Origin of the sequence: Actinoplanes sandaracinus (assembly GCF_030009775.1) — a bacterium.
Classification (GTDB): Bacteria; Actinomycetota; Actinomycetes; order Mycobacteriales; family Micromonosporaceae; genus Actinoplanes; species Actinoplanes sandaracinus.
In genome coordinates this window covers 36,932-57,824 of record NZ_JASCTH010000020.1, presented here as the reverse complement: position 1 = coordinate 57,824, position 20,893 = coordinate 36,932, and the positions used below count along the sequence as shown (strand labels likewise).

Annotated in this window: 15 protein-coding genes and 1 pseudogene; 9 read left to right on the top strand and 7 right to left on the bottom strand. The window is 72.1% G+C overall.

The genetic code is table 11. The features are described from left to right. Positions 1-11 precede the first annotated feature (11 nt). From QLQ12_RS28195 to QLQ12_RS28180, 4 genes and pseudogenes are all read left to right on the top strand, one after another. The gene (locus QLQ12_RS28195) at positions 12-773 is read left to right on the top strand and encodes a glycosyltransferase family 2 protein (RefSeq protein ID WP_282763564.1); all 762 of its coding nucleotides are present in this window, start codon (positions 12-14) and stop codon (positions 771-773) included. A 202-nt stretch (positions 774-975) separates the two neighbouring features. Beyond that, positions 976-2,196 (top strand): cytochrome P450 family protein, encoded by a 1,221-nt coding sequence (locus tag QLQ12_RS28190; protein WP_282763563.1) that lies wholly within the window; start codon positions 976-978, stop codon positions 2,194-2,196. A 204-nt stretch (positions 2,197-2,400) separates the two neighbouring features. Further along, positions 2,401-2,967 (top strand): annotated as a pseudogene (locus tag QLQ12_RS28185) (NAD-dependent epimerase/dehydratase family protein); the annotation flags it as partial. 193 nt (positions 2,968-3,160) lie between these two features. After that, positions 3,161-3,352 carry a hypothetical protein gene (locus tag QLQ12_RS28180; protein ID WP_282763562.1) on the top strand — a complete coding sequence of 64 codons (192 nt, stop codon included), beginning with the start codon at positions 3,161-3,163 and terminating at the stop codon, positions 3,350-3,352. Here QLQ12_RS28180 and QLQ12_RS28175 read toward each other — a convergent pair. The 4 genes from QLQ12_RS28175 to QLQ12_RS28160 all read right to left on the bottom strand — a co-directional run bounded on the left by QLQ12_RS28175 (position 3,316) and on the right by QLQ12_RS28160 (position 10,421). Further along, entirely contained in the window at positions 3,316-4,494 is a 1,179-nt protein-coding gene (locus QLQ12_RS28175) for a M20 family metallopeptidase (RefSeq protein ID WP_282763561.1), read from the bottom strand. The two genes, QLQ12_RS28180 and QLQ12_RS28175, sit on opposite strands and share 37 nt — an antisense overlap. A 105-nt stretch (positions 4,495-4,599) precedes the next feature. Beyond that, positions 4,600-5,970 carry a hypothetical protein gene (locus QLQ12_RS28170; protein ID WP_282763560.1) on the bottom strand — a complete coding sequence of 457 codons (1,371 nt, stop codon included), beginning with the start codon at positions 5,968-5,970 and terminating at the stop codon, positions 4,600-4,602. Positions 5,971-6,103: 133 nt separating this feature from the next. Next, positions 6,104-7,852 carry an aa3-type cytochrome oxidase subunit I gene (gene ctaD, locus QLQ12_RS28165; RefSeq protein ID WP_282763559.1) on the bottom strand — a complete coding sequence of 583 codons (1,749 nt, stop codon included), beginning with the start codon at positions 7,850-7,852 and terminating at the stop codon, positions 6,104-6,106. Positions 7,853-8,495: 643 nt separating this feature from the next. Then, positions 8,496-10,421, bottom strand: coding sequence for a DNA polymerase IV (locus tag QLQ12_RS28160; RefSeq protein ID WP_282763558.1), 1,926 nt, complete (start codon positions 10,419-10,421; stop codon positions 8,496-8,498). A gap of 521 nt (positions 10,422-10,942) precedes the next feature. On the opposite strand from QLQ12_RS28160, the gene QLQ12_RS28155 reads away from it, so the two are divergent. Beyond that, positions 10,943-13,063 (top strand): sigma-70 family RNA polymerase sigma factor, encoded by a 2,121-nt coding sequence (locus tag QLQ12_RS28155; RefSeq protein ID WP_282763557.1) that lies wholly within the window; start codon positions 10,943-10,945, stop codon positions 13,061-13,063. Positions 13,064-13,209: 146 nt separating this feature from the next. Here the strand turns inward: QLQ12_RS28155 and QLQ12_RS28150 are convergent, their stop codons facing one another. Beyond that, entirely contained in the window at positions 13,210-13,692 is a 483-nt protein-coding gene (locus QLQ12_RS28150) for a hypothetical protein (RefSeq protein WP_282763555.1), read from the bottom strand. 96 nt (positions 13,693-13,788) lie between these two features. Here QLQ12_RS28150 and QLQ12_RS28145 point away from each other — a divergent pair, with 96 nt between their 5' ends. Further along, the gene (locus QLQ12_RS28145) at positions 13,789-15,030 is read left to right on the top strand and encodes an NYN domain-containing protein (protein ID WP_282763554.1); all 1,242 of its coding nucleotides are present in this window, start codon (positions 13,789-13,791) and stop codon (positions 15,028-15,030) included. Between the two features lie 99 nt (positions 15,031-15,129). Here QLQ12_RS28145 and QLQ12_RS28140 read toward each other — a convergent pair whose 3' ends face one another. Continuing rightward, complete coding sequence (locus tag QLQ12_RS28140; protein ID WP_282763553.1) at positions 15,130-15,678, bottom strand: TetR/AcrR family transcriptional regulator; 549 nt, start codon at positions 15,676-15,678, stop codon at positions 15,130-15,132. A gap of 172 nt (positions 15,679-15,850) precedes the next feature. On the opposite strand from QLQ12_RS28140, the gene QLQ12_RS28135 reads away from it, so the two are divergent. Further along, complete coding sequence (locus QLQ12_RS28135; protein WP_282763552.1) at positions 15,851-18,046, top strand: glycoside hydrolase family 3 C-terminal domain-containing protein; 2,196 nt, start codon at positions 15,851-15,853, stop codon at positions 18,044-18,046. Between the two features lie 2 nt (positions 18,047-18,048). On the opposite strand, the gene QLQ12_RS28130 is transcribed toward QLQ12_RS28135, so the two are convergent. Continuing rightward, positions 18,049-18,423, bottom strand: coding sequence for a response regulator transcription factor (locus tag QLQ12_RS28130; RefSeq protein ID WP_282763551.1), 375 nt, complete (start codon positions 18,421-18,423; stop codon positions 18,049-18,051). Between the two features lie 185 nt (positions 18,424-18,608). Between QLQ12_RS28130 and QLQ12_RS28125 the strand changes: the two genes are divergently transcribed. Both QLQ12_RS28125 and QLQ12_RS28120 read left to right on the top strand, forming a co-directional pair. After that, positions 18,609-18,842 carry a hypothetical protein gene (locus QLQ12_RS28125; protein ID WP_282763550.1) on the top strand — a complete coding sequence of 78 codons (234 nt, stop codon included), beginning with the start codon at positions 18,609-18,611 and terminating at the stop codon, positions 18,840-18,842. Positions 18,843-19,044: 202 nt separating this feature from the next. Next, the gene (locus QLQ12_RS28120) at positions 19,045-20,868 is read left to right on the top strand and encodes an anthranilate synthase family protein (RefSeq protein WP_282763549.1); all 1,824 of its coding nucleotides are present in this window, start codon (positions 19,045-19,047) and stop codon (positions 20,866-20,868) included. Positions 20,869-20,893 lie beyond the last annotated feature (25 nt).

Genomic DNA, 20,893 nt, shown 5'->3' with positions numbered 1-20,893 from the left:
CGGGAGGCGCCGTGCTGAGCGGACTCGCGGTCGTGGTGCCGGCCTACAACGAGGCGGCCTCGATCGGTGGCACGCTGGCCGCGCTGGCCGCCCAGACCGACCACGCGTTCCGGCTGGTCGTCGTCGACAACGCGTCCACCGACGGCACCGCCGGGCTGGTCCGGCGGTTCGCGGCCACGGCGCCCTTCCCGGTCGAGGTGGTGACCGAGACCGAACCCGGGGCCGGCACCGCCGCCGACACCGGCTTCCGGCACGCGATCGCGACCGGGGCCACGCTGCTGGCCCGCACGGACGCCGACTGCCTGCCCGCCGCGAACTGGGTGGCGACACTCCGGGCGTACCTCGACGCCGGCGGTGAGATGGTCTGCGGCCGCAGCGTGCCGCGCCGCGACGAGCGACCGTCCTGGGCCGAGGCGAACGTCTTTCCGGCCGCCGTGCGGCTGGCGGCCCTCTACGGCCGTTACCGGAAGAAGCATCGCGCCGCCGAGTTCCGCACCCCGTTCGTCCTGGTGCACGGACACAACCTGGCCCTGACCGCCGACCTCTACCGCCGCTGCGGCGGAACCGCCCGCGAGGCCCTCGAAGACGGTTCCGAGGACGTGACGCTGCTCAACCGCGCCCGCCGGTGCACCGACCGCATCATCCGCGCCGAGGACGTGGTGGTGGAGGCCAGCCTGCGCCGGCTCCGCGCGTGGGGCGCCCGCCGGACCCTCATGTGGTACTGGGACCGCCGGTACCGTCCGCCCACCTCCCCGCAGGTCCACGTCCGCTGACCAGCTCGCCGGCCGGCGGGCCGCGGTCAGCGCCTCGGGTGACATGCGGGCGCGATCCGGCGCCACGGCGCCGATGCCGGGCGCACATGGCCCCCGCTGCCCCGCTCCGCACGCGGCCGACGCCGGGCCGCCCACGACCCGCGACCGCACCCCGGGCGGAGCCGATGGCGGGTGCTCCGGGCGGGGGTGCGAGAGTCGACCGGTGAGAACGCGGGCCCGGGCCACCGAGATGTCGCAGGAGCGGGCACGCCGCCGGGACCGGCTGGTCTACCTGCGGAGTCATCCGGTGCTGTTCGCCCTGCTCGCCGCGACGCGCCGCGTTCCGGCCGTCCGGCTCGGCGCGACCGTCATCGCGCACTCCCGCGACGCGTTCACCGACGGCCTCACCCGGATCCCGCTGGACCGGACCGCCGACGGCACCACCGGCGGCGCGGCGGGCCGGCTGGCCGGCGGCGGCCTCCTCTTCGACCAGGAGGGCGACGACCATCGAGGCTCCCGCCGTGGCCTGGCCGAATCGCTCGGCGCGGACGGTGTCGCCCGCCTCCGCCCGATCTGGACCGGGGTGCTCGGCCGCCGGTTGGCCCCGCTCGCCTCCGGCCACCCGATCGACCTGGTCGACGTGGCCGCCGAACTCTCCGGCGCGACCGCCGCCGCCCTGCTCGGGCTCGATGTCGACCCCCGCGAGCTCGCTGCCGCGGCCCGTTCGGCCGCCGCGGCCGGAGCGCGCGAACATCTTCCCGGCCCCTCGTTGCCCGGCCGCCGCCGGGACGCCCGCCTCGCGGCCGCCGGCCTGAACGCCCTTCTCACTCGCGGCGGTCCACCCGGCCCGGCTCTCTCCAGCGGCCCGCCCAGCCCCGCCGCACCCGGTGGCTCACCCGGCCCGGCTCTTTCCAGCGGCTCACCCAGCCACGCCGCCCACGGCGACGCGGCCGACGGCACCGGGCTGGCGGCCATGCTGGCGGTGGCCGCGATCAACACGACCGTCGCCGGCCTGCCGCGCGCCGCGGCGTGGTGCGCCGACGCCGATCTCTGGGGGTACGCCGAAACCCACCCCGAGGCCCTGACCAGCGAACTGCTCCGCGTCACCGCCCCGACGCCGCTGCTGCCCCGGGTCGCCGCCGCCGCGGGCACGATCGCCGGACGCCCGGTGCGGCGGGGCGACCGTCTCATCCTGATCGCCCGGCACGCCGTCGGCGCCCACGACCGTGACCCGTCCCCCACGGACCCGGTCGCCCCGCAGGTCGCGCAGTTGGTCTTCGGGGCCGGCCCGCACGCCTGTCCGGGCGCACGCCTGGCCCGGGCCCAGCTCACCGATGCGCTGGCGGCCCTCGCCCCGTACCGTCCGGTCGTCCGCGCCGCCCGCGTCGACCGGCACAGCGCCCTCCCGAGCTGGGCGTCCTTGATCGTGACACCCACCGTCTGATCGAGGCCCGGACCGGCGGGCCTGACCGAGGCCCCGCGCCGGCGGGCCGATACGCGGCAGGAATACGCGAAACCGTCGAGAGACGCGCCCGGGAGGCCGCCGGACCCGAGGCGGACGCATCCGGCCCGTCCGGCAGCGGCTCACCAGGGCGAACCGTGGTGAACCCGGCGCCGAGCCCCGGCTCCGGGATGGGAGGATCGCCCGATGCCGCCCGCCCGTATCGCCGTGACCGGGGCCAGCGGCTTCTGTGGAGGTGCGGTGGCACGGGCCGCCGCCGGAGCCGGCGCCCGGGTGATCTGTCTGGGCCGGCGCCCCGGACCGGTCGGGGAGCACCGGTACTGGGATGCCACCCGTACCCCGCCGGATCTGACCGGCACCGACATCGTGCTGCATCTCGCGGCGGCCGTCGGTGACCCGCCGCCGGGCCGCGCGTCCGAGACCGCTTTCCGGGCGGTGAACGTGGACGGCGCCGCCCGCCTACTCGCGTCCGCCGGGGGCCGGCCGGTCGTGTGGGTGAGCAGCGCCAGCGTCTACGCGCCCGGTCCGGAACCGATCAGCGAGGACCATCCGCTGGGTGGCCGGACGGCCTACGGGCGCACGAAGGCGGCCGGCGAGCGGCTCGCGCTCGGCGCGGGCGCGGTGGTCCTGCGTCCGCGGGCTGTCTACGGGCCGGGTGATCCGCATCTGCTGCCGAGGTTGCGGCGGGTGGTGCGCGGTGGGCGGGCGCTGCTCCCCGGACCGGACATATCACTCAGCCTGACCGCGGTGGAGAACCTGGCCGATGCCTGCCTGGCGGCGGCGCACTGGCCGTCCGGCGCCTACAACATCGCCGACGCGGCCGCCTACCGGCGCGACGCGGTGGTGGAGGCGGCCTGCGGCGTACCGGTCGCCCATCTGCCGATCCCCCTGGTCGGGGCGGGCCGCGCGGGCCCCGGGGCCCCCGCGTCTCACCCGCCGGCAGCCGGTGCTTTCCCGGTACGCCGTCCAGCAGCTCACCAGCCCGGTCGTCCTCGACATCAGCCGCGCCCGCGCCCAGGGCTGGGTCCCGCATCGCGCCTTCGCCGACTTCCTGCCCGCCCCGAGCGTGGCCGGCGGGTCCGCACGCCGCGCCGGAGGTGGTCAGGACGGGCCGCGCTTGCGGTGGTGGACGACGTAGACGTCGCGGCGTTCGGCGTCGGAGGCCAACGCGACGGCGGTGCGAGCGAGCAGCTTGGCCGCGTGCAGCAGCGCCTCGTCACCGGCCGGGCTGACGGCCTGCGCGGCGAACTCGTGCGTGTGGGGCATCGCGGTCACGCCGCGCAGCCCGATCATCGGGTGAATCGACGGCATCACATGACTGACATTGCCCATGTCGGTCGAGGCCGCCGTGATCCCGCCCGGCAGCGGCGTCGCCGACCGGCCGAACGCCGGCAGGTGGCCGGCCCAGGTGTCGATCAGCCAGGCGTCGTTGCGCAGGTTCAGATAGTCCGGCTCGGTGCGCCGGAAGTGGACCGTCGCGCCGGTGGCCAGCGCTCCCGCCTCGAAACAGGCGTGGACCCGCCGCCGCAGCACGTCGAGTCGCCCGGAGTCGGGGGTGCGGACCTCGTACTCCAGGACGCTCCGCTCCGGAATGATGTTGGTCCTCTGCCCGCCGGAGCGGACGAACCCGGCGATCCGGTGACCGGCCGGCGTCTGCTGGCGCAGCAGGCCGATCGCCACCTGCGCGATCACCGCCGCGTCGGCCGCGTTCACCCCGTCCCACGGCGCGCCGGCCGCATGCGCCGGGCGGCCCTCGAAGACCACCTCGAACCGGGTACACGCCTGGGTGCTGTCCCCCGCTCCGGCGGTGTCGACGGCCGGGCCGGGGTGGGCCATCATCGCCACGGTGACATCGTCGAAGGCGCCGCGATCGAGCATCAGCTGCTTGCCGCCGCCGCTCTCCTCGGCGGGCGTGCCGAGCAGTTTGACGCGGAACCCGTACCGGTCGGCGACGGCCCGTAGCGCGATCGCCGCGCCGGCCGCCGCCGCGCCGATGATGTTGTGGCCGCACCCGTGACCGATTCCGGGCAGAGCGTCGTACTCCGCGCACACCCCGACCGTCAGATCGCCCTCGCCATAGGTGGCTGTCAACGCGGTCGGCAGCTCACACACGCCCTCGTCGACAGTGAAACCGGCCGCACGCATCAGGGCGGCCAGTTTCGCCGCCGAGGCGTGCTCGGCGAACGCCACCTCCGGCTCGGCGTGCAGGCTATGACTGAGACCGATCAGCCGGGCCTGCCATTCGTCCACCGTGGCGTCGGTGCCCGTCCCCCGTGACATGCGTCAATCCTAGGACCGGCTCGCCGCCCCACCGGACCGTTCCGGGCCCACCTGACCGTCTCGGGACAGTGCCGCGAGCCGGCCCGGACCCCGGGGCGCGCGAGGTCAGCCGCGGGCGGGGCGGCGGGTGAGCAGCAGCGAGATGAGGCCGGCGAGGACCAGGCCGGCGCCCGCGAACCCGAAGATGCTCACATCGGCGCCGGTCAGAGCGAGGTCGCCGCTCGTACCCCCGGAAGGTTCGGCGGGTCCGGCGGGCTCGGGGGCCGATGCCGCAGGCGGGGAGTCACCCGGAGCCGGGGAACCGGCGGGCTGCGCGACACCGACCGGTGGCGGGAGCAGCGAGCCACCGTCGCGCGGGCGCGGCTTGTCACCGCGGACCGGCGCCGGCGCGCAGGCCGCCACCGACAGGTCGCCGAGGGTCACGTCGAGCAGGTGCGCCATACCCACCTTGACCTCGACCCGCACTGTCGCGGCCTCGGCCTGGACCTGGCGGCCGCCCCCGGACTGTCTCACCTCACCGAGCGACAGCCGTACCTCGAGCGCCACAGGGCTGCCCCGGTCGACGCCGCCGAGCACGCCGAGCGAGACGACGGCACCGGCATGCTCGAGCAGGTCGGCCGGTCTGCCGGCCGTGGTCACCCGCAACACCGCCGGCCGGTAGGTGACCTTGGAGCGGGCCCGGTCACCGCCGGCGACGACCTCCAGCTCGGGCTGGCTGACGATCTTGACGGAGATCTCCTGCGGGGTGCCGGCGAAGAGGCTCAGGTCGCCGAGGTCGGCGCCGGCGTGGGAACGTACGCCGGTCCGCCCGTTCCCGAGAGGCACCAGATCGGTCGCGCTCCGGGCCGAGCCGGTCGGCCCCATCCGCAGCAGACTGGTGCGGAGAGCGCCGGCCCGCATGGCCGGGGTGTCGCCGCCGAGGACGGACAGGCCGCTGAGCATGGTCGCCGATCTGGTCAGCGGCCCGGTCTTCGCGCACCGGTAGCCGTCGTCCCACAGGGCGTGCGCCGTCGATCTGCCGACGTCGGCGGTGGCGAGCCCGGCCGCTTGAAAGGTCACCAGGTCCCTCACGTCCGGCCCGCCGCGGCTCGGCGCCGCGTGTCTTGCGGCGGCCCCGCCGGCCGGCAGTCCGAGGACCCTGGCGTCGGCGTGCCGGCCGGCGGCGATGCTCTTGTACGGGCGGGCGGCGCTGTCCACACTGCCCTTCGCGGAGGCGAGCCGGACGTCGGCGAGCGTGGGCAGGCCGGTGGCGAGCGGTCCCGGATCCAGCAGGGTGATCTTGGCGAGGTCGGCCTGGGCGCGTGCGGTGAAATCACCGGCGGCGCAGTCCCGGGCGGCCGGGGAACCGGGCGACGCGGTGGCGGGAACTGCCGGGATGGCCAGGGCGGCCACCAGCGAGACGACACCGGCGGTCACCGCACGCGAGCGGAGCGGCGAGCAACGGGGCAGGGGCGCGAAGCGGCGGGTGATCGGCATGAGATCCCTTCCGGCAGGGGGATTGTCCGATCTTTCATCGCTACGCACGGTTTGCGGGGTACGGGGCTTTCGATCCCTCCCCGCCATGAGCACTTATCGACAAAGCGGGCAGAAACCCCGATAACCGCATACCTCAACGATCGGTACGGTCCTCCGGATAGCTGGCGCCGCCGGTGGATTCCTCGGTGAGCGGCCGCGCCCCACCCTCCGGAGGGCCGGCCGCGGACTGCCCACCGGCCGCCAACTGCGGGAACTTGTGATCGAACGCCGGCCGCTCGGAACGGATCCGCGGCATCCGGTCGAAGTTGCGCAACGGCGGCGGGCTGGACGTCGCCCACTCCAGCGAGTTCCCGTGCCCCCACGGGTCGTCCTCGGTCACCACCCGTCCGGCCCGGTACGACTTCCACACGTTGAAGAGGAACGGCAGCGTGGCCACCCCCAGCACGAACGAGCCGACCGTCGAGATCATGTTGAGCGTGGTGAAGCCGTCGTTCGCCAGATAGTCGGCGTACCGCCGGGGCATGCCCTCGTTGCCGACCCAGTGCTGCACCAGGAAGGTGGCGTGGAAGCCCAGGAAGGTGAGCCAGAAGTGCACCTTGCCCAGCCGCTCGTCGAGCATCCGCCCGAACATCTTCGGGAACCAGAAATAGACGCCGGAGAACACCGCGAACACGATCGTGCCGAACAGCACGTAGTGGAAGTGCGCGACCACGAAGTAGCTGTCGTGGACGTGGAAGTCGACCGGCGGGGACGCCAGCAGCACTCCGGTGAGCCCGCCCAGCAGGAACGTCACCATGAACCCGACCGCGAACAGCATCGGCGTCTCCAGCGTGATCTGGCCACGCCACATGGTGCCGATCCAGACGAAGAACTTCATCCCGGTGGGAATCGCGATCAGATAGCTGAGTAGGCTGAAGAACGGCAACAACACCTGACCGGTGGCGAACATGTGGTGGGCCCACACGCTCATCGACAGCATCGTGATCAGGACCGTCGCCGCGACCAGGGTCTTGTAGCCGAACACCGGCTTGCGGCTGAAGACCGGCACCACTTCGGTGATGATCCCGAAGAACGGCAGCGCGATGATGTAGACCTCGGGATGGCCGAAGAACCAGAACAGGTGCTGCCACAGCATCGGCCCGCCGGTCTCCACATTGAAGACCTGCGCGCCGAGCACCCGGTCGGCGGCCAGGGCGAAGAGCGCGGCCGCCAGGAACGGGAAGACCAGGACCACCAGTACGCTCGTGAGCAGGATGTTCCAGGTCATGATCGGCATCCGGAACATGGTCATCCCGGGCGCCCGCAGGCACAGAATCGTGGTGATCATGTTGACCGCGCCGAGGATGGTCCCGACACCGGAGAGCGCCAGCCCGACCACCCACATGTTCCCGCCGTAACCCGGCGAGTGCTGCCAGGTGCTCAGCGGCGTGTACGCCGTCCAGCCGAAGTCCGCCGCCCCACCCGGGATCAGGAATCCGCCGAACGCGATCAGCCCGCCGAAGAAGTACAGCCAGTAGGCGAACGAGTTGAGCCGCGGGAACGCCACGTCCGGCGCGCCGATCTGAATGGGCACCACGAAGTTGCCGAACGCGAACACGATCGGCGTCGCGAAGAACAGCAGCATGATCGTGCCGTGCATGGTGAAAAGCTGGTTGTACTGCTCCGGCGAGAACATCTGCATGCCCGGCCGGCCCAACTCGGCCCGCATCAGCAGAGCCATCAGACCACCGATCACGAACCACGCGAAAGCCGTGGCCAGATACATGATCCCGATCTGCTTCGCGTCGGTGGTGCGCAGTGTCCGGGCGAGCCACGAACCTCTGATCTGACGCCGCACCGGCCATTGCCGCGTCTGCACGGGACGAGGGGAAACAGCGGTCATCGAAAGTCCTCCCTGGACCGTTCGTACTCCCCACCGCCCGGGTTGCCAACCCGCGCCACATTCATCACCGCGGATCAAGCCCCCGGCCGTGCACCATCCGCACAACCCGGCGGGGCACCACCACCAGTCGGGTGTACCCACCGACGCCCCCGTCATTCCACAGTCCCAACAGACCACCCACCACCCACCCATCCACCCCAGAACACCAGAGCCCCTCACCCCCGCCCGCGCCCCTCGCTCCGCGATCCGTGCTGCTCAGTCGTCGCCTGAGCGTGTCCCCTGAGATCGAGAACCAACGTCGTTCGGCACAGTGCCGATCAACCCCGCCACCTCGAAAAACTTGACACCTGGCGTGGGTGTACCAACGCCCACAGCGGGTGTCGACTTCTCGGACGGCTCCATCGCAAGGGACCTACTATCGGCATCCAGCACCACCAGCGAATGCCTCGTCGCCGGGTGAACGCGACACCGACCCCATATACGTGGGTTTTCCGGGTGAGTTGATCTGCTGGCCGTGCGAAAGCGCTGCCTCACGTCAGTTCTGACCGCGAATTCGCACGGCAACCAAGCCGTACTTGAGCCGTCTCCCGGGCCAGCCAGAGCACCACTGAGCGACGTAGGGAGAGCGGTGCAGTGAGGTAGGTCACGGTGGCCCGTCGGGGGCGGGAACGGTCCAGTCAGGTGGGTCCGCCGGGTGCAGGGCGGGGTCGTCGACGAAGAACGTGCGCACCCGGCCCGGTGGGGTGTGTGGCCCCTCGAAGCGGACCGTGACCCGCCCGATGCCGCTGCCTCGCACCCAGCCGGCGCCGTACTCGTCGTGCCGCACGTCCTGGCCAGGACGCCAGACCGGCGCGGTGGGCGGCGCGGGCGGCCCGGAGAGAGCGGGCGGCCCGGAGAAGGACACAGGGGCAGACGATGGCGACGCGGAGGACGAAGCGGCGAGCCAGGGCGACCCGGAAACGCGAGCAGCGGAGGAAGAGGAGTCGGAATCCGGAACGGCAGGCAGAGCCGCACCAGCCACCGACGGCGTGGCGGCAGGCGGCGTCGGCGTGGCTGGAGAGGAAGCCGGCGTGGCTGAAGACGAAGGGGCAGGCAGAAGCGGGGCGGCGGTTGGGACCTCGAACGAGGGTGGCGCCGGAGACGAGTCAACAAATGGGGGCGGTGTCGCCGCCGAGGCGGCAGACGGCGACACCGAACCACCAGACGACGACTGCGCGACCGAACCAGCGGACGTAAGCCGCATCGCGACCGACGCAGCCGACGACGACACCGCATCAGCGGACGACAGCGGCATCGCGGCCGACGCAGCAGACGGCGACGGTCCAACCGCGCCAGCAGACAAGGACGACGGCTTAGAGGAGAGCGGCGTCGCGGAGGGAACTGGGACCGGAGGCGCGGAGAGCGACGGGAGACCCGCAGCGGTAGGGGATGGTGCGCCGGCGGGCGAGGCCTCCTCGGCCGGGGAGGGGAAGGAGTAGAACGGCGGGTCCTCACCGGCGGCGGTGAACAGGTCGTCCTGGGCGAAATCGGCCAGCGTGGACACGCCGACTCCGAGCAGGCGCACACCACCCGAGGTGTTGAGCTCGGCGAGGAGGCGGCGGGCCAGCTGGGCGATCAGGCGGCCGTCGTCGGTGGGCTGGTCGCGAGTCACCGCGCGGGTCACCGTGGTGAAGTCGGGGTGGCGAACCTTGATGTTGACGGTACGGCCGGTGAGGCCGGACCGGCGCAGGCGGCCGGCGACGCGGGTGGCGAGCAGGTCGAGTTCGCGGTTGAGGCGGCCGGGGTCGTTGAGGTCGACGTCGAAGGTCTCCTCGGCGGAGACGGACTTGGCCTCGCGCTCACTGACGACGGGACGGTTGTCCTCGGCGCGGGCCAGGCGGTACAGGCCGTGGCCATGAGCGGTGCCGAACCAGTCGACCAGGTCGTCGAGGGGCCTGGCGGCGAGGTCGCCCACGGTGCGGATGCCGGAGCGGTGCAGGCGCTGCTCCGTGGCGGGGCCGACGCCGCCGAGGCGGCGGACCGGCAGGGGATGCAGGACGGCCAGTTCCTCACCGGCGGGAACGATGGTGACGCCGTCGGGTTTGTTGAGATCGGAGCCGATCTTGGCGAGGAGTTTGCTGGAGGCGGCGCCGATCGAGCCGGTCACCCCGCCGGTGACGACGGCGATCTCCGCTTTCAGCCGGTGGGCGAGCTCGGTGACACCACGCAGGCTGAGGTCGTGGCCGCCGGCGGCGAGATCGACGTAGGCCTCGTCGATGGAGACCTGCTCGACCAGGGGTGACACTCCGGCCAGCAGTTCCATGACGACCGCGCTGGTCCGCTGGTAGGCCGGGAACCGGGGGGACAGGAAGGCGGTGTTCGGTGGGCAGAGCCGGCGGGCCTGGGCCATCGGCATCGCGGAGCGCGCGCCGAATCTGCGGGCCTCGTAGGAGGCGGTGGCCACCACGCCGCGCCCGGCGACTCCGCCGACGATCACCGGAATCCCGCGCAGCGACACTTTGTCGCGCTGCTCGACCGCGGCGAACATCGCGTCGAGGTCGACATGCAGGATGCTCGGTTCCCTCCTCACCAACGCAGCCTAAGCATGGGGTACGACAAAAATCACCGCCCGAACGCAAAGCCCACCGGCGACCGGTACGACGGCGAGCGGCACAACGACATCCGCCAGGCCGTGCCGGAGGCATGTCCCCACCGGGGACCGAGTCGGGGCGTAAACCCAGGGGGCAGGACGCCGTACGCCATGGCGCCGCGAGGCACCGTCGCGGGGCGCGCCGCGACGAGCCGACGCGCATGCTCCGTCCGGACGACATGGGGGGCTCCTCTCACCGGTGAACGCCGCCTCTGGCGAAGGTGGCAGAGAGTAGATGCACGCCCGTGGGAGCGATAACAAAAATCCGGAGAACCGTGACGACGGCCGCTTTACAGGCTTCCGAGGGCTGTGCCACGATACGGCTCGATCACGATCAGAAGCATGTTGTCGCAGCTAGCAGGCATGGACCCGGATCAAGACACGCATCACCTTCGATTTCCGCCGATCAGCGGGGGCACTCCAACGAAGAGAGCGAGACGGTGACGGAGAGTCACACAGCGGTGGCGCGAAGCGTCGCGGACCTGGTCCGTCAGGCTCAGGGTGGGGACGTGCCCGCCCGCGACCAGCTGATCACCGGCCATCTGTCGCTGATCTACAACGTCATCGGCCGCGCGCTGCACGGGCACCCGGACGTCGACGATCTGGTGCAGGACAGCATGCTCCAGGCGATCAACGGGCTGGGTGGCCTCCGTGACCCGGAGCGGTTCCGGTCGTGGCTGGTGGCGATCGCGTACCGCCGGGTCCAGATGCACATGCGCTCGCGCAAGATGACCCTGACGCGCCACCTTCCGGAGCCGGTGGACGTGCCCGACCCGGTCGGCGACTTCGCCGAGCGGACCACCGCCGAGCTGGTCGTCGCCGAGCAGCGGCGGGAACTGGCCGAGGCCGCCCGCTGGCTGGAGGCCGGCGACCGGGAGCTGCTCGGCCTCTGGTGGCAGGAGGCCAGCGGCGACTTGACCCGGGCGGAGCTGGCGGCCGTGCTCGATGTCAGCGCGAAGCACGCCGCGGTCAAGGTGCAGCGGATGAAGGCCCAGCTGGACCTCTCCCGCGGGGTGGTGCGGGCGCTACGGGCCAAGCCGCTCTGCACGGAGTTGTCCGGCATGATCCGTCTCTGGGACGGGACCGCCGACTCGGTGTGGCGCAAACGCCTGGGCCGGCACGTCCGGGACTGCCCGAAATGCCGCGTCCACCAGTCCGGGATGGTCTCGCCGGAACGGCTGTTGCTCGGCTTCGCCGCGCTGCCGGTGCCGGTGGCGCTGTGGGCCGGCATCCAGGCCGCGGTCCAGGGTGGAGCGGCCACCCCGGCACTGGTCACCGGCACCTCGCTGGTCGCCCATGTGCAGTCGCTGGCACATCACAAGGGCCTGATGGCGGCCGCGGTGGCGGCGACCGTCGCGGCGGGTGGCGGCCTGACCCTGGCCGTGGTGAACGAGCCGGAGGCTCCGGCGTCGCTCGGTCCGGCACTGACGATCACCGCCTCGCCCGGGGTGACGGCGACGGCGGGGCCGTCGACCGCGGCCAGTCCCGGTGTGAGCGCTGCCTCCGCCGCCCCGAAGGCCACCCCGGCCGACCGGGCGGCCCCCGGCCTGGGCGTGAGCGGGGCCGACGTCTACGTGGCGCCGAACGGCTCGGACGACGGTGACGGCAGCCTGGCCCGCCCGTTCGCCTCGGTGGCCAAGGCGGTCTCGGTGGTGAAGCCGGGTCAGACGATCGCGCTGCGCGGTGGCACCTACCGGCCGACGAGTCCGATCTCGATCAGTACGAGCGGGACCGCGTCGCAGCGGGTGACGCTCAGCGGGTACGGCTCCGAACGCGCGGTGATCGACGCCTCGGGCATACCGGCCGACCAGTGGGCGATCACTCAGCGGGCGTCGCACTGGACGGTGCGCGACATCGAGGTCACCGGCGCACGCAATGCCACCTGGACCTGCCTGGCCTGCACGAACAACGTCTTCGAGCGGCTCGCGGTGCATGACAACGCCGGTGTCGGGCTGATGCTGCGCAACGACGGGACGACCGGCAACCAGGTGCTGGACAGCGACTTCTACGCCAACCGGGGCTCCGGGCTGTCGGTGCAGTTCGGCGCCGGCGAGGGGAACACGCTCCGCGGCAACCGGGTGTTCCGCAACGGTCAGGACGGCATCGATCTGGGTTCGTTCCGCGGCCGGGTGTCGGTTCAGCACAACTGGTCGTACCGCAACGGGGCGAACGGGTTCGCGCTGGGCGGCGGGACCCCGGCGGTGAACGCGGCCCACACGCTCCGGCACAACGCCTCGTGGGGCAACAGCGGGCACGGCTTCGTCGACGAGGGCAACACCGCGGCGATCGAGCTGGGCAACAACACCGCGTTCCGGAACACCGGCCTCGGCTTCGCGCTGAGCACCGCCCCGGCGGTGCTGCGCAACAACGTGGCGGTCGGCAACGCCCAGGGCGAGAACAGTCTGTCGGCGGGCGCGAAACCGAGCGACAACAGCTGGCAGGCGCCCCGTTTCACCGAGACGTCGTTCCGGTCGGTGGATCCGGCGGCGGCCGAGGGCCCGCGGACCGCACGGGCCGGGCTGCCCGGCACCACTTACCTCTCCACCGGCAATGGCATGGGAGCGTCCATGTCCGACTCCTGAAACGGCTTCCCGGCGACGAGAAGCGACAGGTGACGCACGCCGGCGACAAGGAACGAACGCCCGCGACAGGAAACGGTCGCCGGGGTCAACGAAAAAGAGCATTCACGGACAAGGTACGAACGTCCAGCGGCGAGGACAGTGCCGGTTCAGCCCCCGCCGGGGATCCGCCAGTCCGGGTAGGGCTCCTCCTCGGGGGCGCGTTCCGGCCCGCCTGCGGCGGTCGCGCGCAGCAGCAGCGAGGTGCCGTCGGCGCAGACGATCCGCAGCCCGCGCGGCACCTTGCCACGTTCGTCGGACGGGCCGAGGTCACGCAGCGCGACGAGTCGCCAGGACCGGAAGCCGGCCGGACGGGCCGCGTCGAGCAGCAGCGCGGCGAGGACCGCGACACGGTCCGGGCGACGGCCGGCCGGTGGCGGCAGCGTCTCCGGGGTCGGCAGGTCCGTCTCCGACGGCCAGACCGCGCCCCAGAGGTACGCCAGAGCGCCGTCGACGTATCGGATTCGGACACCGGACGGGGACGGGCCGCCGGGCACGGTGTCCGAGCCGAAGCGTTCCACCGCCTCGATCTCCGGGTGCCCACAGGCCTGGAACAGTGTCTCGATCACATCGAGGACCTGAGCGAGGTGCAACGGCGGCTCCTTCGGCGGCGGCGGTGTCACCTCAGCAAACCGTGTTTCGGAGCGTGCCAGCCGCCCTCGATGTGCGACGCGGGGTAGGTTTCGGACATGGATCGCGTACGTGCCGCGCTGTACCTGGACTTCGACAATGTGTTCAGCGCGCTGATCAGGCAGGACCCCGACGTGGCGATCCAGTTCGCCGAGGAGCCGGGGGCCTGGCTGTCCCGGCTGACCACGTCACTGACGGTGGAGGGTCCGCGCCGCTGGTTGATCCTTCGGTGCTACATGAACCCGGGTGGCTGGGTGCCGCACCCCGATCCGGCGAGCGGCCTGCAGCGGCTTTACTACTCGCGTTTCCGGCCGTTCTTCGTGAACGCGGGTTTCGAGGTGATCGACTGCCCGCGGCTGACGCACACCAAGAACGCCGCCGACATCCGGATGGTGGTCGACGCGGTGGACGCGCTGGCCGATCCGGTGCCGTACGAGGAGTTCGTGATCGCGTCCGGCGACTCGGACATGACGCCGTTGCTGGTGCGGTTGCGACGGTCCGACCGGCGGACCACGATCGTCTCCCCGGCCGACGCGGCGCTGGCTTTCACCTCGGTCGCCGACCGGCTGATCACCAGCCAGGAACTGCTGGAGCTGGTGCAGGGCGAGCCGGTCGACAGCGAGGACCCGGTGGTGGTCGTCACGCCCGGCGAGGCCGAGCCGGAGGCCTCCTACGAGCAGTTCCGTGACCTGGTGAGCTGGCGGTTCACCGCGGCGCCCGGCCCGCTCAACCTGGCGTCGCTCGCCCACGACCTGCGCAGGCAGCTCGGCAGCGGGGTGGACGACACGAACTGGTTCGGGTTCGGTGGTTTCGTCCGCGCGCTGGAGAGCCTGCGGCTTCCGTACGTCAAGTTCTCGAATCATTTCGTCTGGGACGACAGCCGGCACGGCCCGCCGGAGACGGCGGGTTCGACCGGTCCGGCCCCGGAACCGGTGGTGCGGCTCAGCGCGCCGCTGGGACTGCCGCGGCTGCCGCGTGAGATGTGGCCACCGGTCTATCGCGCGCTGGCGGACTACGCGGCGTCGCACCACTTCAACCTGACCGAGGCGACCCGCTGGGCCCGGGATCTGCTCGCCGAGCAGGGGGTGGACGTGAGCCGGTCGGCGATCGCGTTCGTGACCCGGGGCACCGCCTTCGGTGGCGCCCCGCTCTATCGGCAGCCGCCGCCGGACGCCGACGAGATCGCCGCGGCGTTCGCCGACAACGTGCTCAACCGGGCGGACGCGGCCGCGATCGCCCTCACCGACGAGGAGTGCGCCGAGGTCCGCTCCTGGCTGGGCGCCGACGACCCGAAAGCCTAGCGGCCCGAGAACTCAGCGACCCGGAAGCCCGGCGCCCCGAGAACTCAGCGACCCGAAAGCCCGGCGCCCCCGAGAACTCAGCGACCCGAAAGCCCGGACTCACCGGAAGAGGCCGGCGAAGAGCCGGCCGGCGGCCGCCTCCCAGGCGGTGATCAGGTCGATCGTCTCGGGTTCGCGCAGCCAGAGGATCTGCAGGCCGTCCATCAGGGCGACGACCTGCCCGGCCAGTGCCCGCGGGTCGGGCACGTGGCCCTCCGCCAGCGCGGACATCGTGGTGAGGATGCGCCGCTGGCGTGCCCGGAAGTAGTCGTGGGCGGGGTGGCCGGGGGCGAGCGACTCGGCCTCCAGCACGGCGAAGAGCCGGACGATCTCGGGCTGCCCGGCGTTGCGCCGGACCAGCGCCGAGCAGATCTGCGGGAGCGTGACGCGGGGCGCCCCTTCGGTCCAGAGCTGGTGCACGGGCACGCCGAGCTGCTCGGCGAGGGATGTGGCGTCCTGTTCGTCACGGTGTTCCAGCACGGCGACGAGCAGGCTGTCCTTGGAGCCGACGTGGTGCAGCATGCCGGGGACGGTCAGGCCGCAGCCGTCCGCCACGTCCTGCATCGACAGACCCCAGAAGCCGCGCTCGGCGATCAGTTTCGTGGTCACCTCAAGGATCTGCCGACGGCGTTCGGCAGCGGGTAACCGGGCGCGTTCGCGTCGGAACGCTGGGGAACTCTGCACAGGTACTTACTACCAGCCACCTCTTGTCACACGGCCGCTGACCTGGCTATGTTTCGTGCTAGTTAATACCTAGTAGGTACTCAGTAAGGCGGAGCCGATGGAACTCAGCACCTCGGAACAGGCAGCGATCACCAGCGGCGGCGACTTCTGGAGCACCGAGGCGATCGAGTCCGCGGGCATTCCCGCCGTCACCGTGACCGACGGCCCGCACGGTGTGCGCATGCAGGCGTCCGGCGGCGACCTGCTGGCCGGCGTCCCGGCGACCTGCTTCCCGCCCGCGGTGGCCGGCGCCTCCACCTGGGACCCGGAGCTGCTGCACCGGATGGGCCGGGCGCTCGGCGACGAGTGCCGCGCGCAGGACGTGGCGGTGCTGCTCGGGCCGGGCGTCAACCTCAAGCGCAGCCCGCTCGGCGGCCGCAACTTCGAGTACTTCTCCGAGGACCCGATCCTGACCGGCGTGCTCGCCACCGCGTGGGTGCGCGGCCTGCAGAGCCGGGGCGTCGGCGCGTCGCTGAAACACTTCGCGGTCAACAACCAGGAGACCGACCGCATGCGGATCAGCGCCGACGTCGACGAGCGCACGCTGCGGGAGATGTACCTGCGGGCCTTCCAGAAGGTGGTCACCCGGGCCCAGCCGTGGACCGTCATGTGCGCCTACAACAAGATCAACGGGGTGTACGCGAGCGAGCACCACTGGCTGCTCACCGAGGTGCTGCGCGGCGAGTGGGGCTTCGAGGGCCTGGTCGTCTCCGACTGGGGCGCGGTGGTCGACCGGGTGCGGGCGGTCGCCGCGGGTCTCGACCTGACCATGCCGGGGCCGGACGCCGCGGGCGACCGCGCGCTCGCCGACGCCGTCGAGGCGGGACGGCTCGACGCGCGGACGCTACGGCTCAGCGCGGAGCGCGTACGCAAGATGATCGAGAAGGCCGGGGAACGGCCCGCCGGAAGCTATGACGCCGAGGCGCACCACGCGCTGGCCCGGGAGATCGCCGCCAGGGCGATCGTCCTGCTGAAGAACGACGGTGACCTGCTGCCGCTGGGAGAGAACCGGACGCTCGCGGTGCTCGGCGAGTTCGCGCGCACGCCGCGTTACCAGGGCGGCGGCAGCTCGCAGATCACCCCGACGAGGCTCGACGACGCGCTCACCGAGATCACCGCGTCGACCGGCGCCGAGGTCGCGTTCGCCGCCGGCTACACCACGCAGGGCGACCCGGACGAGAGGCTGCTGGACGAGGCCGTGGCGGTCGCGGCCGGCAAGGACGTGGCGATCGTGTTCGTGGGCAGCGTGCACGAGACCGAGGGCGCCGACCGCGAGTCGATCGACCTGCCGGCCGCGCAGCTCGCGCTGATCGAGCGGGTCGCGGCGGTCAACCCGAGGACAATCGTGGTGCTCTCCAACGGCGCGGTCCTCGCGACGAAGCCCTGGGACGAGAACGTGCCGGCGCTGCTGGAGGGCTGGCTGCTCGGGCAGGCCGGCGGCAGCGCCATCGCCGACGTGCTGTTCGGGCGGGTCAACCCGTCCGGGCGGCTCGCCGAGACGATCCCGGTGAAGCTCGCCGACCACCCGTCCTACCTGGACTTCCCCGGCGAGCACGGCCACGTCCGGTACGGCGAGGGCCTGCACGTCGGCTACCGTGGCTTCGACGCGCGCGGCCAGGAGGTGGCGTACCCGTTCGGTTTCGGCCTGTCGTACACCACCTTCGGTTACGGCGCGGTCCAGGCCACGGCGACCGCGGCCGGCGTCGAGGTCGGCGTCCCGGTGACCAACACCGGCGGCCGGGACGGGCGCGAGGTGGTGCAGGCATATGTGAGCCTGCCCGGTTCCCGGGTGCGCCGGGCCCCGCGGGAGTTGAAGGCGTTCGCCAGCGTGCCGGTCACCGCCGGGGACACGGTCGAGGCGCGGCTGGTCATCGAGCGTGCGGATCTCGCGTACTGGGACACCCGGCTCGGCCGGTGGATCGTCGAGGGCGGCGAGTACCTGATCGAGGTGGGTTCCTCGTCGCGAGACGTGCGCGCCTCGGTGACCGTGCGCGTCGCCTGCGACCCGGCCCGGGTGCCGCTGACCCGCGAGTCCAGCGTCGGCGAGTGGCTGGCCGACCCGCGCGGCGCCGAGGTGCTCGGCGCGGCGTTCGCCGCGGCGGCGGGCGCGTCCGACGGCCCGACGGCGGCGATGACCGCCAACCCGGAGGTGTTGATGATGCTCGGCAGCCTGCCACTGAGCCGGATGGCGTCCTTCCCCGGCAGCCCGCTGAACGCCGGCGACCTGGACAAGATGGTGGAGGCCGCGAACTGACGTCAGGTACGCGCCCGCGTGAGCAGCGCCTGGATTCGGGAGACCAGCTCACGCGGGCTGAACGGCTTGGTCACATAGTCGTCGGCGCCGGCGTTGAACCCGCCTTCGACGTCCTGTTCCTGCACCCGGGCGGTCAGCATGATGATCAGCATGCCCGCGGTGGAGGGCTCGGCGCGCAGCGCCCGGCACACGTCGATGCCCGAGAGCCCCGGCATCGACACGTCCAGCACGGCGAGCGCCGGAAGGTAGGCCCGTGCCGTCTCCACGGCGGCTTGACCGTCACCGACCGCCAGGACTTCCAGCCCCGCCTGCTCCAGCTTGAACGCCACCAGGTCGCGGATGTCGGCGTCGTCATCGGCCACCAGGACGGTCGTCACGCGGCTTCCCCCGATCCGTTGGACTGTGTGCTCGGACCATATACCGATAAAAGCCCTGATGAGGGTGGTCTTCGCCAAGTGCTCCGCAACCGTGCCGCACCCGGGCGCGACCGGAGTTGCAGCCGGCGTGCGGTGTGCTGATCTCCAGACCGGCACCGGCACCACCACCGCTGGGGAGGAAACCGATGAACGCGACGATCGATGACGTGCGCTGCGAAGCGCTCTTCGCATCTGACCTGCAACGGTCATGGCGGCCGACGGCGGAGACGATCCGGGCGACGGTGACCGACGTGGTCGGCCGGCTCGGCGAGGACGGCTGCGCCGAACTGGTCGCCCAGGAGTACGGCGAACACCCCGACTGCGCGATCGGGCGGATGCGGTGGGCCCGCGACGCGGTCCGCTCGGCGTTCGCCGTCTGAAGACCGACCGCCACGCGTACTGGCGCAACCTGCGGGCCGGCCGTAAGCTTTCCGCCATGCGCGCACGTTTGACCATGTGGTGGCCCGCCTGAAAGGCGGCCACCTTCCGCGCGTTGACCAACCGCGGCCGCCTCGCTGAGGCGGCCGTTTCGCGTTGTGGCCGGTCCTCGGCCCGGCGGCTTCCCAGCCGAAACGAGGACCCATGCCATTCGCCCTGCTGCACCGTGACGGCGCCGACCACGTCGAAGTTCTCACCGGGGACGTCGTCACCGTCGCCACGCTCGCCGACATCCCGATGGTCCCCGGCACGCCCGTGCTCGCGGTGATCCCCTACCGACAGGTCACCGAACGCGGCTTCGACTGCGTCGACGACGGCGCCCCGCTGGAGTGCCTGCTGGTGACGTCGCGTCATACCGAGCCGCTGGCGAATTTCCCGGCCGGGCCGCTGACCCTGCGTGACGGCGGCTTCGATCTGTCCGACGACGAGTACGGCCGGGTCGTCACCGACGTGCTCGCGAACGAGATCGGCCACGGCGCCGGCGCCAACTTCGTGATCCACCGCGTCTACCGGGCCGCCGTCGAGGGTGATCCGCTCGCCGCGGCGCGTGCCGCCTTCGGCCGCCTGCTCACCGGAGAGCAGGGCACCTACTGGACGTTCCTGGTCGACACCGGCAACCGGATCCTCGTCGGGGCGACCCCCGAACGGCACGTCAGCGTCCTCGACGGCATCGTCATGATGAACCCGATCAGCGGCACGTTCCGCAACGGCTCCGGGGACCTCCTCGACTTCCTGCGCGACCCCAAGGAGATCGAGGAGCTCTACATGGTCCTCGACGAGGAGCTCAAGATGATGGCGACCGTCGCCGAACACGGCGGCCAGGTCGCCGGCCCCTATCTGAAGGAGATGGCCCGCCTCACCCACACCGAGTATCTGCTGGCCGGCCGCGGTTCTCTCGACGTCCGCGAGGTGCTCCGGGAGACCATGTTCGCCCCCACCGTCACCGGCAGCCCGATCGAGAACGCCTGCCGCGTCATCGCCCGCCACGAACGCCGCGGCCGCCGCTACTACGCCGGCGTCCTCGCGCTGCTCGACCACGACGCCGACGGCAGGCAGACCCTCGACGCGCCCATCCTGATCCGCACCGCCGAGATCACCCCCGACGGCGTCCTTCGCGTGCCGGTCGGCGCCACCCTGGTCCGGCACTCCACCCCGGCGGGCGAGGTCGCCGAGACCCACACCAAGGCGGCCGGCCTGCTGTCCGCGCTGGGCGCGGTCGACTCTCACCCTCTGCCGGTACGGGGTACCGCACAGTCGGAGGAGGTGCGGGCCCTGCTCGCCGCCCGCAACGACGACCTGGCCCGATTCTGGCTCGACTCGCGCGCGCCGGGCGCCCTGACGGTCCCGGCCCTGGCCGGCCGGCACGCGCTGGTCGTCGACGCCGAGGACACCTTCACCGCGATGCTCGCCCACCAGCTGAAAGCCCTGGGCCTGACCGTCACGGTCGTGCCCTGGACCGCCGCGGCCGCTCTCGGCCGAGCCGGACTCGACGACGCTGATCTGGTGGTGTTCGGGCCGGGCCCCGGTGACCCCTCGGACCTCGGCGACCCGAAGATGGCGGCGTTGCACGGTCTGCTCGGCTCCCGGCTCGCGGCCGGCCGCCCACTCTTCGCCGTCTGCCTGGGCCAGCAGATCCTCGCCTCGCTGCTCGGGTTGTCGCTGGCCCGGCGCGACTCGCCCTATCAGGGCCTGGCCCGTGACATCGACCTGTTCGGGACGGTCCGCCGGGTCGGCTTCTACTCCAGCTTCTCCGCGGTCGCCCCCGGAGACGTGGCCGTCACCGGCCACGGGCCGGTGGAACTGGCCGTGGACCCGGCCGACGACACGGTCCACGCGCTGCGGGGCGAGGGTTTCGCCGGCGTCCAGTTCCACCCCGAGTCGGTTCTCAGCCGCGACGGTGTCGACATTCTCCGCGAACTTCTTCCACCGCTTCTGTCCGGTGTGGTTAGCCCGGCGATTACCGGGTAGCGAAACAAGTACCGGTGGTCCAAGG

What these genes read in the sequence shown, in the direction of transcription:
- ctaD (WP_282763559.1), bottom strand. Translation starts at nt 7,852, where the DNA reads ATGACCGCTGTTTCCCCTCGTCCCGTGCAGACGCGGCAATGGCCGGTG.
- QLQ12_RS28120 (WP_282763549.1), top strand. Translation starts at nt 19,045, where the DNA reads ATGCCATTCGCCCTGCTGCACCGTGACGGCGCCGACCACGTCGAAGTT.
- QLQ12_RS28135 (WP_282763552.1), top strand. Translation starts at nt 15,851, where the DNA reads ATGGAACTCAGCACCTCGGAACAGGCAGCGATCACCAGCGGCGGCGAC.
- QLQ12_RS28170 (WP_282763560.1), bottom strand. Translation starts at nt 5,970, where the DNA reads ATGCCGATCACCCGCCGCTTCGCGCCCCTGCCCCGTTGCTCGCCGCTC.
- QLQ12_RS28125 (WP_282763550.1), top strand. Translation starts at nt 18,609, where the DNA reads ATGAACGCGACGATCGATGACGTGCGCTGCGAAGCGCTCTTCGCATCT.
- QLQ12_RS28175 (WP_282763561.1), bottom strand. Translation starts at nt 4,494, where the DNA reads ATGTCACGGGGGACGGGCACCGACGCCACGGTGGACGAATGGCAGGCC.
- QLQ12_RS28145 (WP_282763554.1), top strand. Translation starts at nt 13,789, where the DNA reads ATGGATCGCGTACGTGCCGCGCTGTACCTGGACTTCGACAATGTGTTC.